At 34.3% G+C, this 17835-nt stretch carries 15 protein-coding genes and 1 tRNA gene; 10 read left to right on the top strand and 6 right to left on the bottom strand.

Annotated elements, in window-relative coordinates; genetic code table 11:
- Positions 1 to 57: 57 nt before the first annotated feature.
- Positions 58 to 2298, bottom strand: coding sequence for a hypothetical protein (locus tag GSY47_RS08115; RefSeq protein WP_179002782.1), 2241 nt, complete (start codon positions 2296 to 2298; stop codon positions 58 to 60).
- Positions 2299 to 2535: 237 nt separating this feature from the next.
- Positions 2536 to 2653: transfer RNA gene (locus GSY47_RS08110), tRNA-OTHER, on the bottom strand.
- A 289-nt stretch (positions 2654 to 2942) separates the two neighbouring features.
- On the opposite strand from GSY47_RS08110, the gene GSY47_RS08105 reads away from it, so the two are divergent.
- The 8 genes from GSY47_RS08105 (at position 2943) to GSY47_RS08070 (ending at position 13184) form a co-directional block, all read left to right on the top strand.
- Positions 2943 to 3557, top strand: a complete 615-nt coding sequence (locus GSY47_RS08105; protein ID WP_179002781.1) for an HD domain-containing protein — start codon at positions 2943 to 2945, stop codon at positions 3555 to 3557.
- A gap of 249 nt (positions 3558 to 3806) precedes the next feature.
- Complete coding sequence (locus GSY47_RS08100) at positions 3807 to 4844, top strand: helix-turn-helix transcriptional regulator (protein ID WP_179002780.1); 1038 nt, start codon at positions 3807 to 3809, stop codon at positions 4842 to 4844.
- 221 nt (positions 4845 to 5065) lie between these two features.
- A complete protein-coding gene (locus GSY47_RS08095; RefSeq protein WP_179002779.1) occupies positions 5066 to 5524 on the top strand; it encodes a MarR family winged helix-turn-helix transcriptional regulator in 459 nt (152 codons plus the stop codon).
- 45 nt (positions 5525 to 5569) lie between these two features.
- Positions 5570 to 7960, top strand: coding sequence for a 3-hydroxyacyl-CoA dehydrogenase/enoyl-CoA hydratase family protein (locus tag GSY47_RS08090; protein WP_179002778.1), 2391 nt, complete (start codon positions 5570 to 5572; stop codon positions 7958 to 7960).
- A gap of 111 nt (positions 7961 to 8071) precedes the next feature.
- Positions 8072 to 8506, top strand: a complete 435-nt coding sequence (gene tnpA / locus GSY47_RS08085) for an IS200/IS605 family transposase (protein WP_317197915.1) — start codon at positions 8072 to 8074, stop codon at positions 8504 to 8506.
- A 143-nt stretch (positions 8507 to 8649) separates the two neighbouring features.
- Positions 8650 to 9831, top strand: a complete 1182-nt coding sequence (locus GSY47_RS08080) for a thiolase family protein (RefSeq protein ID WP_179002777.1) — start codon at positions 8650 to 8652, stop codon at positions 9829 to 9831.
- 226 nt (positions 9832 to 10057) lie between these two features.
- A complete protein-coding gene (locus GSY47_RS08075) occupies positions 10058 to 11863 on the top strand; it encodes an acyl-CoA dehydrogenase family protein (RefSeq protein WP_179002776.1) in 1806 nt (601 codons plus the stop codon).
- 226 nt (positions 11864 to 12089) lie between these two features.
- The gene (locus GSY47_RS08070; RefSeq protein ID WP_179002775.1) at positions 12090 to 13184 is read left to right on the top strand and encodes a glycoside hydrolase family 18 protein; all 1095 of its coding nucleotides are present in this window, start codon (positions 12090 to 12092) and stop codon (positions 13182 to 13184) included.
- Positions 13185 to 13261: 77 nt separating this feature from the next.
- Here the strand turns inward: GSY47_RS08070 and GSY47_RS08065 are convergent, their stop codons facing one another.
- From GSY47_RS08065 to GSY47_RS08050, 4 genes are all read right to left on the bottom strand, one after another.
- Positions 13262 to 13744 (bottom strand): hypothetical protein, encoded by a 483-nt coding sequence (locus GSY47_RS08065; protein WP_179002774.1) that lies wholly within the window; start codon positions 13742 to 13744, stop codon positions 13262 to 13264.
- A gap of 166 nt (positions 13745 to 13910) precedes the next feature.
- The gene (locus GSY47_RS08060) at positions 13911 to 14750 is read right to left on the bottom strand and encodes a transporter (RefSeq protein ID WP_218651392.1); all 840 of its coding nucleotides are present in this window, start codon (positions 14748 to 14750) and stop codon (positions 13911 to 13913) included.
- Positions 14751 to 14792: 42 nt separating this feature from the next.
- The gene (locus GSY47_RS08055) at positions 14793 to 15308 is read right to left on the bottom strand and encodes a DUF4251 domain-containing protein (RefSeq protein ID WP_179002773.1); all 516 of its coding nucleotides are present in this window, start codon (positions 15306 to 15308) and stop codon (positions 14793 to 14795) included.
- Between the two features lie 4 nt (positions 15309 to 15312).
- Entirely contained in the window at positions 15313 to 15750 is a 438-nt protein-coding gene (locus GSY47_RS08050) for an META domain-containing protein (protein WP_179002772.1), read from the bottom strand.
- Between the two features lie 214 nt (positions 15751 to 15964).
- On the opposite strand from GSY47_RS08050, the gene GSY47_RS08045 reads away from it, so the two are divergent.
- Both GSY47_RS08045 and GSY47_RS08040 read left to right on the top strand, forming a co-directional pair.
- Positions 15965 to 16492 carry a superoxide dismutase family protein gene (locus GSY47_RS08045; RefSeq protein WP_179002771.1) on the top strand — a complete coding sequence of 176 codons (528 nt, stop codon included), beginning with the start codon at positions 15965 to 15967 and terminating at the stop codon, positions 16490 to 16492.
- A gap of 109 nt (positions 16493 to 16601) precedes the next feature.
- The gene (locus GSY47_RS08040; protein ID WP_179002770.1) at positions 16602 to 17804 is read left to right on the top strand and encodes an LETM1-related biofilm-associated protein; all 1203 of its coding nucleotides are present in this window, start codon (positions 16602 to 16604) and stop codon (positions 17802 to 17804) included.
- Positions 17805 to 17835 lie beyond the last annotated feature (31 nt).

Raw genomic sequence — 17835 nt, 5'->3', positions numbered from 1 at the left:
ACTCAGGTTTTTAAATAAAAACCACGAACTCAATTAAGAATCCGCGGTTTCTGTTTTTTAATCTATTAATAATTGCGTCACCACTGCTGGATTCATCGCCCATTGCGCTGTGTAAACCTCATCGGCAATTTCATTTTCGGTGATTGTCAAACCTTGAGCTTCCGCTTTAAGCTGTAACAAACTACCAATATTCAATTTGCTGTTTAGTTTTGCCAATAGCGCCTGAACGCCTTTGAAATCCAATCCACCAACAACCTGACCTCCGAAAGTCATCTCTAACCAAACGATTTCTCTTTTGGCTACATCCAACACTCCAAAAACCAAACCTTTGGCAACATTCTGCGTCACACGAACCTGATAATCTACACACGACGGATCGTATGCTACACCAGTTTTCTCCGAAATTTTCATCGGGTGTTTGCTGTTCATCCAACCTACAACTAGATTTGGCGTAATACTTCCGTTGCTGTACGCGTTGCAAGTAAAAGTTACAAATTTAGCTTTGGCTTTCGCCAATTCGTCGATGTTGATATTGATATATTCGGCTGTTCCAATTTTATTCGGAATGCTTCGGATATCACCGCTATGCTGACAACCTGTAGTCGTCAATCGGCTGAAAGAGCACATATCTAAGCTATCTTCATATGCAATCTGACAGCTTAAATCCATATCTAAATGCTGTGCTGGCAAATCTTTACCCCACTGCATAAACAATCGCACTTCGTTTCCTTCAACTGGGAAACGAGTTCCCATTAAAGCAACTGGTAAATCCTGAACTGTCTCGCTTCGGTCTCCTATAGAAACCGGAATGTTAAACAATTGCGGATCGATATAGATTGTTTTGTTGGTATTCGCAATTTTTGCAAATCGTTTTTTCATGGCCAAAAGACACAATTCTTCGATTTGATTTTTCATTGCTTCCAACTGAAAATCTTCGTACAACTTCAATAAAGCATTTGCTTCAATTCGTTTGTTTGTTCCACCCAAAGGTTTCACGCTTCTCTGCATGTTTTTATCAAAATAATTTTGAGCATACATATTTAATGTAAACACCAATCGAGCCGGAACTTTATCAATGATTTCTTCAAAATGGATGATTGTTTCATCAGCTCCAAACCATAGCATATTCGAGAATAAAGAACGCGCAAATAATCCTGGACGTTGTTTTAATAGCGCAAAAGTCTTATCGGCATCAAATTTCAATCTTGACGAATCTACTTTGCTTTGCCAAACATCGTACACTTGGTTGTAGAATACATCCATTAAAAAATTCAATTTCTCAAATCCTTTTCTTTTGCTGTATTCTGCCAAACGCAACGCTCGGATAAAACGAACCCACATTCCTCTTTTTGGATGCATCGTTTCGCACATTGTCTCCACTTCCATATCCATATTGTTCAACCAATTTGCGACCATCAAACATTCTTTTCGGGAATATTTAAGTTTCAAATCTTTTTGAGAAGCAATTCTTGCCTGAACACTTGTATCTAAAACACTATGGAAATGCTGTGCATTTTTTGATGTTCTTTTGATAATCGTTTTTGGCTCGATAATCTGAAGCATTCCTGTGTTTTTGTACCATAAGTATCGCAAGATATCTGTTGGCGTTTTCAAAAACTGAGACGCCTCTGCTTCTTTACCATTTTCGATCAAAAGATCGATAACCAGCATTAAAGTTTCCTTCATTGCTACTTCTGTTTTTGGTAAAGGCAAATATTGCATTGCCATTTTTAAACTATCTACCTGAGTAGCGTCTAAAGCGGTTTTAGATTGCAATAATGAGATATAGAAATCATTTAAATCTTTTTCTGACCACAATTCCAGCATTTTTAATTTGCTTCCTTGTCCGATATTTTCCAGTTTTCCAAATTCAAACGGAGTTCCACAGAATGGGCAACCGTTGTATCTTTCTAATGGAAAAGTATTATCAGGGATAATATGACCGCATTGTAAAGTTGTTCCGTTTTTAGTCTGGAAAACATTTCCGAAAAAAGTGATAATATGATCTACAACAGATTCGTTGGTTGGAATATTCCATTCTTTTACTAATGGCGTCCAGTTTTTATCGGTTCCTAGAACTTCTCTCAAAACTTCTAAAACCTCGATTTTATAAGTAGGGCTCACGTTGTTTAAAGCGTGAAGCAAAGATTCAGAAAATGTAAATCCAAGTTTTGAAACATTGGCTAACAAAACTGAAGTTGTTCCAGATATATTTTTAACGTTGTTTGCAATCATTTCTGACGGAATGAAAATAGCATTTTGACGTAAACTGATTTTTAATAATTCTTTTGTTTTCATTTTTTTTAATTTTTAAAATTTAGATAATTGCGTTTCTGAGTTCTACCTAAAAGATTTTGAAGTAAGAAACACTTGACCTGAAATTGGAGTGTAATGGATTAACTAACAAATTATCGGATTGGTAGAAGTAAGTTAATCTTGACCCTCGTTTTTTTTAATGATGATTTTAAAACTATGTTCGGATTCGAACCGAAAAGTAGCCGTTGTCTGAAGTAAGTTTTAATTGACCATTAATTGTGGAACAGGTGGGATTCGAACCCACGACCCGGACATTAAAAGTGTAAGAAGTAAATTTTGATTGACCTTTGATGGATAATTTCAAAACTACCTGCTCTAACCGCTGAGCTACTGCCCCAATTATGATTATAAAATAAAAAGGTAATCGTATAAGTGTATACATTGGAAAGTGTTTTCGAAGTAACTTAAACTTGACCTGTTTTATTCTTTTTTTATTTCTATGAACGTTTGTTTTTATTTCTGAACAAAGATTTTAAAACTAGTACGCAGTTATTTTGCGTAGTAAAATTTTTGTTTCATTTTTTTAGAAATACTATTTGTTTTATTTCTTGAGCAAAGATTTCAAAACTACTACGCAATTATTTTGCGCAGTAAAAAAAGAATTTTAAATTTGATTAAAAAACAAGATGAATTTAAAAGAAATTTATTCTGATTTACTATCTAATATTGGCTTTTCAAAGAATGAAATTCAGCATAACTGGTTGGATTTAGAAAAGGTATATTCCAAAAAATCAAGGCATTACCACAATCTCACGCATTTAAAAGAAATGATTGCCAGTTTTGAAACGTATCGTGATAAACTTCAAAATCCCGATGAAATATTATTTTCAATCTTTTATCATGATTTTGTGTATTCGGCTTCCAAAAAAGATAATGAACTCAAAAGTGCTGAGTTTGCGTTCGCTATTTTACCTGAAAATGTCAATCTAAATAAACAATTGGTCTTTAATGCAATTTGTGCTACACAACAACATCAACATAATTCTATTGAAGATATTAATTGGTTAATCGATTTTGATTTGAAAATACTCGCTAAAGATTGGGAAGATTATAAAATCTATTTTGAGCAAATTAGAAAAGAATATCGTATTTATCCTGATTTTCTATACAAACCCGGACGCGCGAAAGCGTTGAAACATTTTCTGGAGAATGAGTTTATTTTTCAGACTGATGAGTTTAGGAGTTTGTATGAGGAAAAAGCAAGAATTAATATTGAAAAAGAGATTTCATTATTAACGTAAATGCGTGAGGGATTGAGGCGGTATCCTTTTGTGAAATGAAATGGAACAAAAGATATAGCCGAAAGCCCGACCCGGAGGGGCACGCCCAAAATATATAACACGGAATTAATCTCTCAAAGTCGCAAAGTCGCAAAGTTTTGTTTCACGCAGATTAGGCAGATTTAAGCAGATTTTTAAAATCCTTTTAATCTGTGGCATAAAAAATAAAGTCTTAGCGTCCTCGTGCCTTTGTGGCAAAACAACAGAAAAATGTCACAAAACAAAAACGCCTTAATACGCTACAAAACGATTGACAAATGCCTTCAGAATAAATACAGGCAATGGACACTAGAAGATTTAATCGAAGAATGTTCTGAAGCTTTATTTGAATATGAAGGCAGACAAAACCCAATCAGCAAGCGAACGATTCAAATGGATATTCAGCTGATGCGTAGTGAAAAACTCGGTTATAATGCACCAATCGTAGTTTACGATAAAAAGTATTATAAATATGAAGACGAAGATTTTTCAATAACCGATATTCCACTGACGGAAACCGATATGAATGTTTTGACCGAAACAGTTTCGATGCTGAAACAATTTAAGGATTTCTCTTTATTTAATGATGTTTCTGATATTCTACAACGATTAGAGGACAAAATCTATTCAGAAAAGTCCAATACCAATCCTGTAATCTATCTCGATAAAAATGAAAAACTAAAAGGACTGCATTATCTGGATGAGATATATCAGGCGATTATCAAAAAAATGGTTTTGGTTATTACCTATAAATCTTTTAAATCCAGAGACGAAAGCAAATTTCATTTCCATCCTTTTATCTTAAAGGAATTCAACAACCGCTGGTTCTTAATCGGGAAGAAAAAAGCCTCACAGCCTATAACCAATTTAGCTTTGGACAGAATTATTTCTATTGATTACGATTTTAATCATCCTTACTTAGAAGAAGATTTTGATGCTGATGATTATTATAAGGATGTAATTGGCGTAACTGTGAATTCAGGATTAAAAGCAAGACGTATTGAATTATGGGTTGATGCTTCGAATGCTCCTTATGTAATCACAAAACCTTTGCATACTTCTCAGCGATTAATCAAGGAAAATGAAGACGGGAGCGTTATTATACATATATATGTAATCCCAAATTATGAAATGGAACGACTTCTATTAGGATTTGGAAGCTGTTTGGAGATTTTAAGGCCCGAAGGTCTGAGAAATCGTATGAAAAAGACTCTTCTAGATGCTATTTCACGCTACGATTCTGATGAACGAATTGAAAAAAATACATAATTTTTTACATAATAAAGAATTTAATGCTTTTTAAAAACCAAAAAGAGATTTTTACCGCATTAAAAATGTTAAAATACAAAAAAAGAATAGTATATTACACTTAAAATAAATAACCAAAACCCTCTAAATCAGGGATATTTTATAACTAACCAAAAAATTATTAAAAAATTATATGCATGCATAGTATTTTTTAGTTATATTTGAAATCGATATAGTTACCTATGAAAGACAAAACGATAGATTATATTTTAAGAGCAACTTGGCAGGCTGTTTCAAGAATGTACAATGAAGAAGCTGCTAAATACGATGCAACAATGGCAACGGGATTTGCTCTTTTAAGTATGGACAAAGAAGAAGGAACTCCATCAACCGCTCTAGGCCCAAGAATGGGCATGGAAGCAACTAGCTTAACCAGAACCTTAAAATCTATGGAAGAAAAAGGTTTAATAGTTCGCAAAAAGAATCCAAGTGACGGCAGAGGTGTTTTGATCTACCTGACCGATTTTGGAAAAGAAAAAAGAGATTTATCTAAAAATACAGTTCTGAAGTTTAATGAAAGCGTTAGAAAACATGTTTCAGAAGAAAAGCTGAATCATTTTATCGAAGTTTCTGAAATCATCAACGAACTGATTCACGATAAAAACATATTTAATTCAACAGAAAACACAGAAAAGGAATAGTCTAAAAAGTCATTCTTTTTCTCCTACAAACAAATAATAACAAGTATGAAACGCACAATTAAAAAAGTTGCTGTAATTGGATCCGGAATCATGGGTTCAGGTATAGCTTGTCATTTTGCTAACATTGGTGTCGAAGTTTTACTTCTTGACATCGTACCGCGTGAACTGACCGAAGCTGAAGCTAAAAAAGGATTAACACTTGAAAGTAAAGCCGTTCGCAACCGTGTGGTAAACGAACATTTGGCGAATTCATTAAAATCAAAACCATCACCTATTTACAGTCAAAAATTCGCAAACAGAATTACGACTGGAAATACAACAGATGACATGGCAAAAATTGCCAATGTTGATTGGATTATCGAGGTTGTTGTAGAGCGTTTGGATATCAAAAAATTAGTTTTTGAACAAATCGAGAAATTCCGTAAACCGGGAACTTTGGTTACTTCTAATACTTCTGGTATTCCAATTCATTTTATGAGTGAAGGAAGAAGTGAAGATTTCCAACAGCACTTCTGCGGCACACACTTTTTTAACCCTGCGCGTTACTTAAAATTATTTGAAATTATTCCTGGTCCGAAAACTTCTACTGAAGTATTGGATTTCTTAAACGAATACGGATCAAAATTCTTAGGAAAAACTTCGGTTGTTGCAAAAGATACTCCGGCGTTTATTGGAAACAGAATTGGTATTTACGGAATCCAAAGTTTATTCCACCTTGTAAAAGAAATGGGATTAACGATTGAAGAAGTGGATAAATTGACTGGACCAGTTATTGGTCGTCCAAAATCGGCTACTTTCCGTACGGTTGACGTTGTTGGATTGGATACTTTGGTACACGTTGCCAATGGTATTTATGAAAACTGTCCGAACGACGAACAACATGAATTGTTCAAACTTCCTGATTTCATCAATAAAATGATGGAAAACAATTGGTTAGGAAGCAAAACTGGACAAGGTTTTTATAAAAAAGTAGATAAAGATATTCTTTCTCTTGACTTAGATACATTAGAATACCGTGCTGCGAAAAAAGCAAATTTTGCAACTTTAGAATTAACTAAAACTATCGATAAACCTATCAATCGTTTTAAAGTTTTAGTTAAAGGAACAGATAAAGCGGGAGAATTCTACCGTAAGAGTTTCGCTGGAATGTTTGCTTATGTGTCAAACAGAGTTCCTGAAATCTCAGACGAATTATACAAAATTGACGATGCCATGAAAGCTGGTTTTGGATGGGAAAATGGTCCATTCGAAATCTGGGATGCCATAGGTGTTGAAAAAGGAATTGAAATCATGAAAGCAGAAGGTTTAGCGCCTGCTGCATGGGTTACTGAAATGTTGGCTTCTGGAAGCGACAGTTTCTATACTGTACAAGAAGGAGCGACTTATTTCTATAACATTCCGACAAAATCACAAGTAAAAGTTCCTGGACAAGATTCATTCATTATTCTGAACAACATTCGCGAAAGCAAAAAAGTTTGGAGCAATAGTGGTGCAATCATTCAGGATTTAGGAGACGGAATCTTGAACTTAGAATTCCAATCTAAAATGAATACAATTGGTGGTGATGTACTTCAAGCTATCAATAAAGCAATCGACTTATCTGAAAAAGAATATCAAGGTTTAGTTATTGGTAATCAAGCGGCGAATTTCTCTGTTGGAGCTAATATCGGAATGATTTTCATGATGGCGGTTGAGCAGGAATACGATGAATTGAACATGGCAATTAAATTGTTTCAAGATACAATGATGCGTGTTCGTTACTCTTCTATTCCAGTTGTAGTAGCACCTCACGGAATGACTTTTGGTGGCGGATGCGAAATGAGCTTACATGCTGACAAAGTGGTTGCAGCTGCAGAAACTTATATGGGATTAGTTGAATTTGGTGTTGGAGTTATCCCTGGAGGTGGTGGTTCTAAAGAAATGACTTTAAGAGCTTCAGATTTATTCCGCAAAAACGATGTGGAATTGAACGTTCTTCAAGAGTATTTCTTAACAATCGCTATGGCTAAAGTTTCGACTTCTGGATATGAGGCTTTTGATACTGGACTTCTTCAACATGGAAAAGACGTTATTGTAGTCAACAAAGATCGTCAGATTGCTGAAGCTAAAAAACATGCTTTGTTAATGGCTGAAGCTGGTTATACACAACCTATCAGAAGAACGGATGTTAAAGTATTAGGAAAACAAGCTCTTGGAATGTTCTTAGTTGGAACGGATCAAATGGAAGCTGGAAAATACATTTCTGAGCATGACAAGAAAATCGCTAACAAACTGGCTTATGTAATGGCTGGAGGTGATTTATCTGAAGCAACTTTAGTATCTGAACAATATTTATTAGATATCGAACGTGAAGCTTTCTTATCTCTTTGTACTGAGCGTAAGACTTTAGAGAGAATTCAATACATGTTGACTAAAGGTAAGCCTTTGAGAAACTAACCTCGTAGAGGTTACCTGTTTGTAGAAAAAATATAGCGATTTTGGTTCCAGCTCCGTAGGAGCGACCTGTTTTAAAAAAAAATTATGGCAAATACATATTCACAAATTTAGATTCAAATTGTTTTTGCTGTAAAAGGCCGAGAAAATTTGATTAGAAAAGATAACCGTGAAGAATTGCACAAATTTATTACAGGAATTATTTCAAATAGAGGACAAAAACTACTATCCATTTTTGCAATGCCGGACCACGTTCATATTTTGATTGGAATGAAACCAAACCTTTCAATATCTGATTTAGTTAGAGACATTAAAGCAGGTTCATCAAAATTTATTAATGATAGTAAATGGATTAAAACAAAGTTCAACTGGCAAGAAGGATTTGGAGCATTCTCTTATTCAAAAAGTCATTTGGACAACGTTGTAAAATACATTTTAAATCAAGAAGAAAATCATAAAAAACAAACATTTAAAGAAGAATATCTTTCATTTTTAGAAAAATTTGAAATTGAATATGATGAAAAATATTTGTTTGATTGGATTGAATAATAAACAGGTCACTCCTACGGAGTTTTTAACATAAAAAATCTAATTTTCTATAAACAGTAAGCCTCTAACGAGGCTGTCAAAGAGAAAATTAATTATTTTTTAATCAAAGGTTCAGAGAATTATCAAATAAAAAACAAAAACAAATGAAAACAGCATATATAGTAAAAGCATATAGAACAGCAGTTGGAAAAGCTCCAAAAGGTGTTTTTAGATTTAAAAGACCTGATGAATTAGCTGCAGAGACCATTCAGTTTATGATGGACGAACTGCCTAATTTCGATAAAAAACGTATCGATGACGTTATGGTAGGAAATGCCATGCCGGAAGCAGAACAAGGTTTAAACGTTGGACGTTTGATCTCTTTAATGGGATTAAAAGTGGAAGACGTTCCTGGTGTAACGGTTAACCGTTACTGTGCATCTGGATTAGAAACTATCGGAATGGCGACTGCTAAAATCCAATCAGGAATGGCAGATTGTATCATTGCGGGTGGTGCAGAAAGTATGAGTTATATCCCGATGGGAGGTTACAAACCAACTCCGGATTATAAAGTTGCGGCTGCTGGTCACGAAGATTACTATTGGGGAATGGGTTTAACTGCTGAAGCAGTAGCTAACCAATACAAAATCTCTAGAGAAGATCAGGATGAGTTTGCTTACAACTCTCACATGAAAGCTTTGAAAGCACAAGCAGAAGGAAAATTCGATAAACAAATCGTTCCGATTACTGTTGAGCAGACTTTCATCAATGAAAATGGTAAAAAAGAAACTAAATCATACGTTGTAAACAAAGACGAAGGACCAAGAGCAGGAACTTCTAAAGAGGCTTTGGCAGGTTTAAAACCAGTTTTCGCCGCTGGCGGAAGTGTAACTGCGGGGAACTCTTCTCAAATGAGTGACGGCGCTGCTTTTGTTTTAATCATGAGTGAAGACATGGTTAAAGAATTAAATCTTGAGCCAATTGCCAGATTAGTAAATTTTGCTTCTTCTGGTGTTGAGCCAAGAATTATGGGTATCGGTCCTGTAAAAGCAATTCCGAAAGCGTTGAAACAAGCTGGTTTAACATTAAACGATATTGAGTTAATTGAGTTAAACGAGGCTTTTGCTTCACAAGCTTTAGCAGTTACTCGCGAATTAAACATTAACCCAGAAATCGTAAACGTAAACGGTGGAGCGATCGCTTTAGGTCACCCACTGGGATGTACAGGAGCTAAACTTTCTGTTCAGTTATTCGATGAGATGAAACGCAGAGGTAATAAATACGGAATCGTGAGTATGTGTGTGGGAACTGGACAAGGTTCTGCGGGGATTTACGAAGTATTATAAAAAGTATTATTAAGTAAAGTATACGTTCAGTTTGTCATTTCGAGGAACGAGAAATCGCACTAGTAATTCGACAAAGTAACCATCTAGTTTGTCATTTCGAGGAACGAGGAATCTCCGCGACAATTTTCTGCAAAGTTTGTCAATCGTTGTAGAGCTACTTGCGGAGATTTCTCCTTCGTCGAAATGACAAGATTGAACAAAAACAAAATATAAAAAAAACATAATCATGGCAGATACAATCGAAAAAAACGTGACACGTGGTGGTCAGTTTTTAGTTAAAGAAACAAAATGCGAGGACATCTTCACACCAGAAGATTTCTCGGAAGAGCAGTTAATGATGCGTGACTCTGTAAAAGAGTTCGTTGACAAAGAATTATGGGCGCATAAAGATCGTTTTGAGAAAAAAGATTACGCTTACACAGAATCATCTATGCGTAAAGCTGGTGAATTGGGGCTTTTAGGAGTTGCAGTTCCTGAAGAATACGGTGGATTAGGAATGGGATTTGTTTCTACAATGTTAGTTTGTGACTACATTTCTGGAGCAACAGGTTCGTTCTCAACTGCTTTTGGTGCACATACAGGAATTGGAACTATGCCAATCACCCTTTATGGATCTGAAGAACAAAAGAAAAAATACGTTCCAAAATTAGCTTCTGGAGAATGGTTTGGTGCTTACTGTTTAACTGAGCCAGGAGCAGGATCTGATGCTAACTCAGGAAAAACTAAAGCAGTTTTATCTGAAGATGGAAAATACTACTCTATCACAGGTCAAAAAATGTGGATTTCGAATGCAGGTTTCTGTAGCGTTTTCATCGTTTTTGCTCGTATTGGAGATGATAAAAATATTACAGGTTTCATCGTAGAAAACGATCCTTCAAACGGAATTTCTATGAATGAAGAAGAGCATAAATTAGGAATCCGTGCTTCTTCTACTCGTCAGGTTTTCTTCAACGAAACAAAAGTTCCGGTTGAAAACATGTTATCTGAAAGAGGAAACGGTTTCAAAATCGCTATGAATGCTTTGAATGTTGGACGTATTAAATTGGCTGCGGCTTGTTTAGATGCTCAAAGAAGAGTTACTTCTGGAGCTGTAAAATATGCTAACGAAAGAATTCAGTTCAACACTTCTATTTCATCTTTTGGCGCTATCCGTTCTAAATTAGCTGAAATGGCAACTAATGCTTACGCTGGAGAAAGTGCTTCTTACCGTGCTGCAAAAGACATCGAAGACAGAATTGCTGCTCGTGAAGCAGAAGGAACTTCTCATCAAGAAGCTGAATTAAAAGGTGTTGAAGAATATGCTATCGAGTGTTCTATCTTGAAAGTAGCGGTTTCTGAAGACGTTCAATCTTGTTCTGATGAAGGAATTCAGATTTTTGGTGGAATGGGATTCTCTGAAGATACTCCAATGGAAAGTGCTTGGAGAGATGCCCGTATCGCTCGTATCTACGAAGGAACAAACGAAATTAACAGAATGCTTTCTGTTGGTATGTTGATCAAAAAAGCAATGAAAGGTCACGTTGATTTACTTGGACCAGCAATGAAAGTTCAAGAAGAATTAATGGGAATTCCATCTTTTGATACTCCTGATTTCTCTGAATTATTCTCTGAAGAAAAAGGAATCATTGCAAACTTGAAGAAAGTTTTCTTGATGGTTGCAGGAAGCGCTGTTCAAAAATATGGTCCTGAATTAGATGCTCACCAACAATTATTGATGGCTGCTTCTGATATCTTGATCGAAATCTACATGGCTGAAAGTACTATTTTGAGAACTGAAAAATTAGCAAAAGCTCAAGGCGAAGATAAAGTTCAAGAGCAAATTGCTATGGCAAAATTATACTTATACAAAGCGGTTGATATTGTTAACTTAAGAGGAAAAGAAGGAATCGCTTCTTTCGCTGAAGGTGACGAACAACGTATGATGTTAATGGGACTTAAACGTTTCACTAAATATACTAACCTGCCAAATGTTGTGGCACTTAGAGAAAAAATTGCAGAAAAATTGGTTGCAGAAAACACTTACTGCTTCTAATTACAAAATAGTTTTTAGCTTTTTAATTTGTTTAAACCCGCGCAAGTCCGAAACTACGCGGGTTTATTTTTTATTTTATCAAAAAAACAAAAGAACAAATGCACGCAATATTTTTGCAACTATTTGCAAAATTTTCGTTAAAATTGATTTTTTGATCTATATAAACGATTAATTATTGAACGTATTGCAGTATATTTAGCATTCCAAAAACGCTAAAAACAAAAAAATGAAACGAATTACCCTTATTACATTAGCATTAATGTGCATTAGCATCTCCAATACCTTTGCACAAAAAAATAAAAAAATGGATATTATTGCCTATTATACAGGCGATTCTCAACTTATTGACCAATATGAAGTTGGCAAACTAAATCAAATTATTTTTAGTTTCTGCCATTTAAAAGATGGAAAATTGACTGTTGATTCTCCTAAAGATTCCATTACAATTAAACATTTAGTTTCTTTAAAAGCTAAGAATCCGCAATTAAAAATTATTGTATCTCTAGGCGGATGGGGCGGCTGTGAACCTTGTTCAGCTGCTTTTTCTACTGCTGAAGGCCGCTTAAAATTTGCAAAATCGGTAAAAGAATTAAGTGATTCTTATAAAGTAGACGGTTTAGATTTAGATTGGGAATATCCTGCAATCGAAGGACTTCCTGGTCATTTATACCAAGCGGTTGACAAACCTAACTTCACTGAATTGGTTAAAATCTTACGTACTACGCTAGGAAAAAAATACGAATTGAGTTTTGCTGCTGGTGGTTTCCAAAAATATTTAGACGAATCTATAGATTGGAAAGCAGTTACGACATTAGTAAACCGCATCAATATTATGAGTTATGATTTAGTAAACGGATATTCTCAGGTTACAGGACATCATACTCCATTGTACAGTACAAATCCAAAAGAAGAATCTACAGACCGTGCTGTTGAATTTTTATTAAAACAAGGCGTACCGGCTGAGAAATTAGTAATTGGTGGTGCTTTCTATACTAGACAATGGATTAATGTTGAAAACATTAACAATGGATTATATCAGGCAGGAAAACACGTTGAAGGCGTTAACTTTAAAGATTACAGCAAAACTTATACAGAACCAAACGGCTGGAAATATTTCTGGGATGATAAAGCAAAAGCACCTTACTGGTACAACGCTTCAACTAAAACTTTTGCAACATCTGATGATCTTAAATCGATCAAAGCTAAAGCAGAATATGTAAAAGCTAAAAAATTAGGTGGTATCATGTTTTGGGAACTTACTTTAGACAGTTTCCGTGACGGAATGGTAAACGAAATTTACAAAGTAAAAACAGCTAAATAACTTAGTTTTAGAGTACAAAAAAAGGCAGTTATTTGAAATAACTGCCTTTTTCTGTTTTATACAATAGTAAAATTTTATTAAACTTTTGATTTGTCTAATTCTCCGATAAACGGAATAGCCTCTAATATTTCGCTTCTAATAATAGTCTGCAAATAAACTTCTAATTGAATGAACTTTGCAGCATTAATTGCCCCTATCGCTTTTTTAGCTTTTGAATAGGTTTTACAGTAAAGTTTTTCATAAGCAATATGATTTTTTAAAGTTCCTTTCGCCAATTCATCTGCTTTAGCATCAGTCAGAGTTTCATAATTGGCGGCATAATCATTTATTAATTGAAATTTGGTCTGACCTAATGCTTTTCGCTGTGTTTCATAATCATCGTAAACTTTAGCAAAAGCCGTAGATTGCGCATCTGAAAGATTCATATACTGTTTTACCAGCTCACTTTTCGATTTTCCGTAAACACTTTGTAAAACATCTACATCCTCTTTAAAAGAAGATTGTGCATAAGATGAAAATGAGGCAAGGGCCATAATAAGAATAAGACTTAATTTTTTCATAGTTCTAATTTTTAATTTGTTTTAAAAAATAATATGCATTACTCAAATATACTGATTTTTAACACATTAAAACTTATCAAACTAAAAAAATGAATATTGATATGCGAGAGATAAAGCGTAATAATTAAGTCCGTTATTAGTGTAAGCTCCAACATGATATTGCAATCTAACTGACTGACCTTTCTTTTGCAATAGGCGTAGAAAATGTCCCTCCTACTCGCCAATTATCAATCTGGCTATCATCAGCAACACCATCGGTTATTGTTTTTCCTCCAAAAAACCAATTCGTATTAAATCCAACCCACATTTGATTTTTGAAATAATAACTTGCATGAGCCTGAAGACTGTAAGTTGATTTCTGCTCCAACTTTTTTCCCATAAAGTCATTATTATCTGTATAAAACCAAATTCCTGCATAAGCTTCAGCATACAAATGGGCAAAACGTTTAGAAACTCCAATTTCCAGTTTAAATCCCCAACGATTTGTACCTATATTTACTTGTTTATCGTCATAATATTTTCCAGTTGGCACCGAAGTTACTAAACTGACTCCCAGAATAGTTTTCTGTTCAAAATTTCTAAACTCTGATTTATCAAGAGCTGGCGAGCCCAAAAGATTGATTCCGAATCTGATTTTCATATCTGCGAAACCAGTTCGGGAGCCCGTCAAAACATCTCCGTTTATTCTAGTTTGTGAGCCATCCATAAAAGTATAAGGAAGTGAAACCTGTACACGAGCCAGTTTATTGGACAAGCCAAATGTCCTTATATAATTAATAGCTAGATTGTGACTATGAAGTGTAAAATCCGTAATAGGTAGCGACGGATCTGTAAGTACATTTCCGTTCATGAAAAGATAACCTGCAGCAATTACATTTAAATCTTTAGGAACGTTAGCATAAACCCTTGGTTCCAAATCCTGGGCATAAGATGTAAATATTCCGTAAAAGAAAAGCAAACCGATTTGCCTTTTTTTCTCCAATAACCTAAAAATTCTTTTTATCATATAAAAACAAAGAAGTTAAGGCACATTTATATTGTTTTTACATTATTTACTTACTTCTTTTTTTGGAGCACTTATTAATCCATCATAATAAATTGGGGCTCTATTATTACTATTCACATTGAGTGTAGCTGTTCCGTTAAAGAAAATGGTAAAAAACAAATCATAAACATCATTCTTGCCTCGAACCGTCGCCTTTAGAATTGTGCTTTTCTTTTTATTCTCAATTTTAATGTTTTCCGGTTTTCCTTCGAACTTAATGCCTCCATCACTATTATATCCTACATTATAACCGCGACCGAAAAAAGGAAGATCACAAGTGGTATTTTCGGTATTAAATTTTAGAAAATAAGTATTGTAATCCAATTGTATCAATCTACCACCTTGTGGCGTAACTTTCTGTGCTTCAAAAACAAAATTTTGAGTATCTAAAAGTGATTGCACCTCTTTTTGTTTTTCGAGTTCTCTTTCCTGCTTAAGCTCTTTTTTTGTTTTTTCCTGTGCTGCAACAGATAAGCTTAAAGCCAAAAATAACATCAAAATAGATAGTTTCGTTTTCATAATACTATTTTTTAGTAAAGCGCATCATTGCAATATCTCCAGAAATAAAATTTAAAGTCTTACCATCATCTGTAATATCGTAAGAAGTTATTTTTTGAAGCGTTTTCATATAGGTTGTTTCTCCTTGACCGCCATCCAGACACATCATTTTAGTAACTGCCATTGGCTGTGTAAAATCAATTTTGTTTCCATCGACAACAAGTTTCCCTGTATAGTTATTACAACTGTTGTTTCCTGAAACCTGATTTTCTTTTGTATTAAAAACGATTGTTGGTTTTTTATTAGGAAATAGGCCGTCAAAGGTAATTCTTGGGCCGGTAATATAATTCAGTTCCCAAGTGCCGTCAAGTTTTGAAACATTGTCACTTTTTTTACTTTTAGCAGTATTGCAAGAAAGCAATATAGAACTTAAGAAAACGAGAGTAAAAATCTTTTTCATCATGACTTTAAATATTAAAAATGAATGAATTAGAAAAGTATGGCTTCTAAAAAAGAACAATGAAACCATAACGAATTTAAGCATTTTTTTTGGGTTTTGTGCTCAATCGATATTAAATTATAACGTATAGTTTGACTTTTTTTTAACTTTTAGAGTTAAAGTATTCCGTTATTTTATGTTAAATTTACTTAATCTTTAATTAAAAATGCCCGTAAATATGAAAAAACTAATCGTTTCTTTCGCTATAATTACAGCTTTAATCGTTGGCTGTAAGACAAATAACAAATCAAATGACGCAAAAACTCTAACTGTTGCTCTAGAACCAAAAAGCAATAGCAAAGTTGGCGGAACAGCTGTTTTTACAGAAAAAAATGGTAAAGTTACTGTCACTGCAAAAATAACAGGGTTACAGCCTGGAGTACATGCTATTCACATTCATGAAAAAGCAGATTGTAGTGCTGCCGATGGAAGTTCAGCTGGTGGACACTGGAATCCTACTTTCAAAAAACATGGAAAATGGGGAGTTGGAGAATATCATAAAGGAGATATCGGAAACTTTACCGCTGATGAAAAAGGTAACGGATCAATTACGCTGACTACAGATGAATGGTGTATTGGATGCGGAGACAGCAACAAAGATATTCTTGGAAAAGGTCTAATTGTGCACGCAGGAAAAGATGACTTTACAACCCAGCCAACTGGAGATGCCGGTGGAAGAGTTGCCTGTGCAGGAATCATCAAATAAGAAAAATCATAAATAACCACTATTTTTAACAAAATCTAGTGGTTATTTCATTTTAAATGAATTCTAAAACAAGAAAAAGACATAGCTTTGCATCAGCAAAATTAAGTCAATGATTAACCCATCAGCACCAGGCTGGATCGATAAGTTTTTTAGTGAACAGAAGTTTTCAGAAGCGATTCCTTTTGAAACAGTAGATTCGTTTTACTACAAAGTAAGAGAAACGGGATTTATTTATGGCCATATTATTGCAATAGATTCCCAGATTCCAATTACCATAAAAGGCTGGTTTAAAACCGAAATTTCTAAAGTTGCCTTACTCAATACACTCTATCATGTTTTTTGTTTAGAGAAAAGAAATTCAGAACCGACTCATTTTATTTCAGAAGTTTTAAAGTTTTACAAACAGATGAACCCAGAGGGATTTAATCTGTTTAAAATTTTATTGCCAAAAGACACTCCTTCCCTTTCTTTAGAAACTATTATCGACGAGAGAGTACAGACAAATGACAGTATCATCAGCAAAAACTTCTCACATTTGGTCACCAACGCACTATTGTTTATTGATGCTTTGGCTTTCAGACAATATTTAGAGCATGGAGAAATTCCAGAAAAATATCTAAAACGAATTGAAGAAACTGTTTTAGGGATCGTTGGGTTGGCTTTAAAAACCAAAACAGTAAAATCACAACATGATGACTTATTGATTAAACTATTTGAAGCCTCTATTCGATATTCAAAATTCTCAAAAGTAACAGTAGAAACTTTAGAGACTTTAAATTTGGATTATTTCAAAAACAGGCTGGAACAATATTATTTAATCGACATGGCCGGAATGGCTTTATGGAGTGATGGAGTCGTTGAAAATGAAGAATCTTATTTCTTATATGCTCTAGGCTCAACAATGGGGGTTCCTGATGATTTTGTAACGAAAAGCATGGACACAACCAATACTTTTATTACAACACATAAAAAGAAAATCCCTTATTTTAATTATTCCAATCCGGTTAAACATTTTTATGACCAAATGACGCATAGCGTTATAAAACTGATTGTTAGAAATAAAAACAGATTGATCAGGGAGATTATGCAGAGTAAGGAGCTTGTAGTTTTACTAGCTTACTCTACAACAAGAGATTTGGATGCCAAAGAAAAGAAGAAAGTCAAAAAACAGCTTCTGGATATTTGTAAAACCATTCCATCTCTGACTATATTTTTACTTCCGGGAGGAAGTTTGTTACTGCCGATATTAATCAAGTTTATCCCAACAATGCTTCCATCAGCATTTAATGAGAATTTAGACGAAAACGAATAAAAAAATCGCCTTTATAAGGCGATTTCTTTTT

This window comes from Flavobacterium quisquiliarum (genome assembly GCF_019308285.1).
Classification (GTDB): domain Bacteria; phylum Bacteroidota; class Bacteroidia; order Flavobacteriales; family Flavobacteriaceae; genus Flavobacterium; species Flavobacterium quisquiliarum.
Note: the sequence above shows the minus strand (reverse complement) of the source record. Positions and strands in the feature narration are given on the sequence as shown.

Excerpts from the sequence above, each read along its gene's own strand:
- GSY47_RS08045 (WP_179002771.1), top strand. The coding sequence starts at position 15,965 with ATGAAAAAACTAATCGTTTCTTTCGCTATAATTACAGCTTTAATCGTT.
- GSY47_RS08100 (WP_179002780.1), top strand. The coding sequence starts at position 3,807 with ATGTCACAAAACAAAAACGCCTTAATACGCTACAAAACGATTGACAAA.
- GSY47_RS08105 (WP_179002781.1), top strand. The coding sequence starts at position 2,943 with ATGAATTTAAAAGAAATTTATTCTGATTTACTATCTAATATTGGCTTT.
- GSY47_RS08070 (WP_179002775.1), top strand. The coding sequence starts at position 12,090 with ATGAAACGAATTACCCTTATTACATTAGCATTAATGTGCATTAGCATC.
- GSY47_RS08115 (WP_179002782.1), bottom strand. The coding sequence starts at position 2,298 with ATGAAAACAAAAGAATTATTAAAAATCAGTTTACGTCAAAATGCTATT.
- GSY47_RS08095 (WP_179002779.1), top strand. The coding sequence starts at position 5,066 with ATGAAAGACAAAACGATAGATTATATTTTAAGAGCAACTTGGCAGGCT.
- GSY47_RS08075 (WP_179002776.1), top strand. The coding sequence starts at position 10,058 with ATGGCAGATACAATCGAAAAAAACGTGACACGTGGTGGTCAGTTTTTA.
- GSY47_RS08080 (WP_179002777.1), top strand. The coding sequence starts at position 8,650 with ATGAAAACAGCATATATAGTAAAAGCATATAGAACAGCAGTTGGAAAA.
- GSY47_RS08065 (WP_179002774.1), bottom strand. The coding sequence starts at position 13,744 with ATGAAAAAATTAAGTCTTATTCTTATTATGGCCCTTGCCTCATTTTCA.
- GSY47_RS08050 (WP_179002772.1), bottom strand. The coding sequence starts at position 15,750 with ATGATGAAAAAGATTTTTACTCTCGTTTTCTTAAGTTCTATATTGCTT.
- GSY47_RS08055 (WP_179002773.1), bottom strand. The coding sequence starts at position 15,308 with ATGAAAACGAAACTATCTATTTTGATGTTATTTTTGGCTTTAAGCTTA.
- GSY47_RS08040 (WP_179002770.1), top strand. The coding sequence starts at position 16,602 with ATGATTAACCCATCAGCACCAGGCTGGATCGATAAGTTTTTTAGTGAA.
- GSY47_RS08090 (WP_179002778.1), top strand. The coding sequence starts at position 5,570 with ATGAAACGCACAATTAAAAAAGTTGCTGTAATTGGATCCGGAATCATG.
- GSY47_RS08060 (WP_218651392.1), bottom strand. The coding sequence starts at position 14,750 with ATGATAAAAAGAATTTTTAGGTTATTGGAGAAAAAAAGGCAAATCGGT.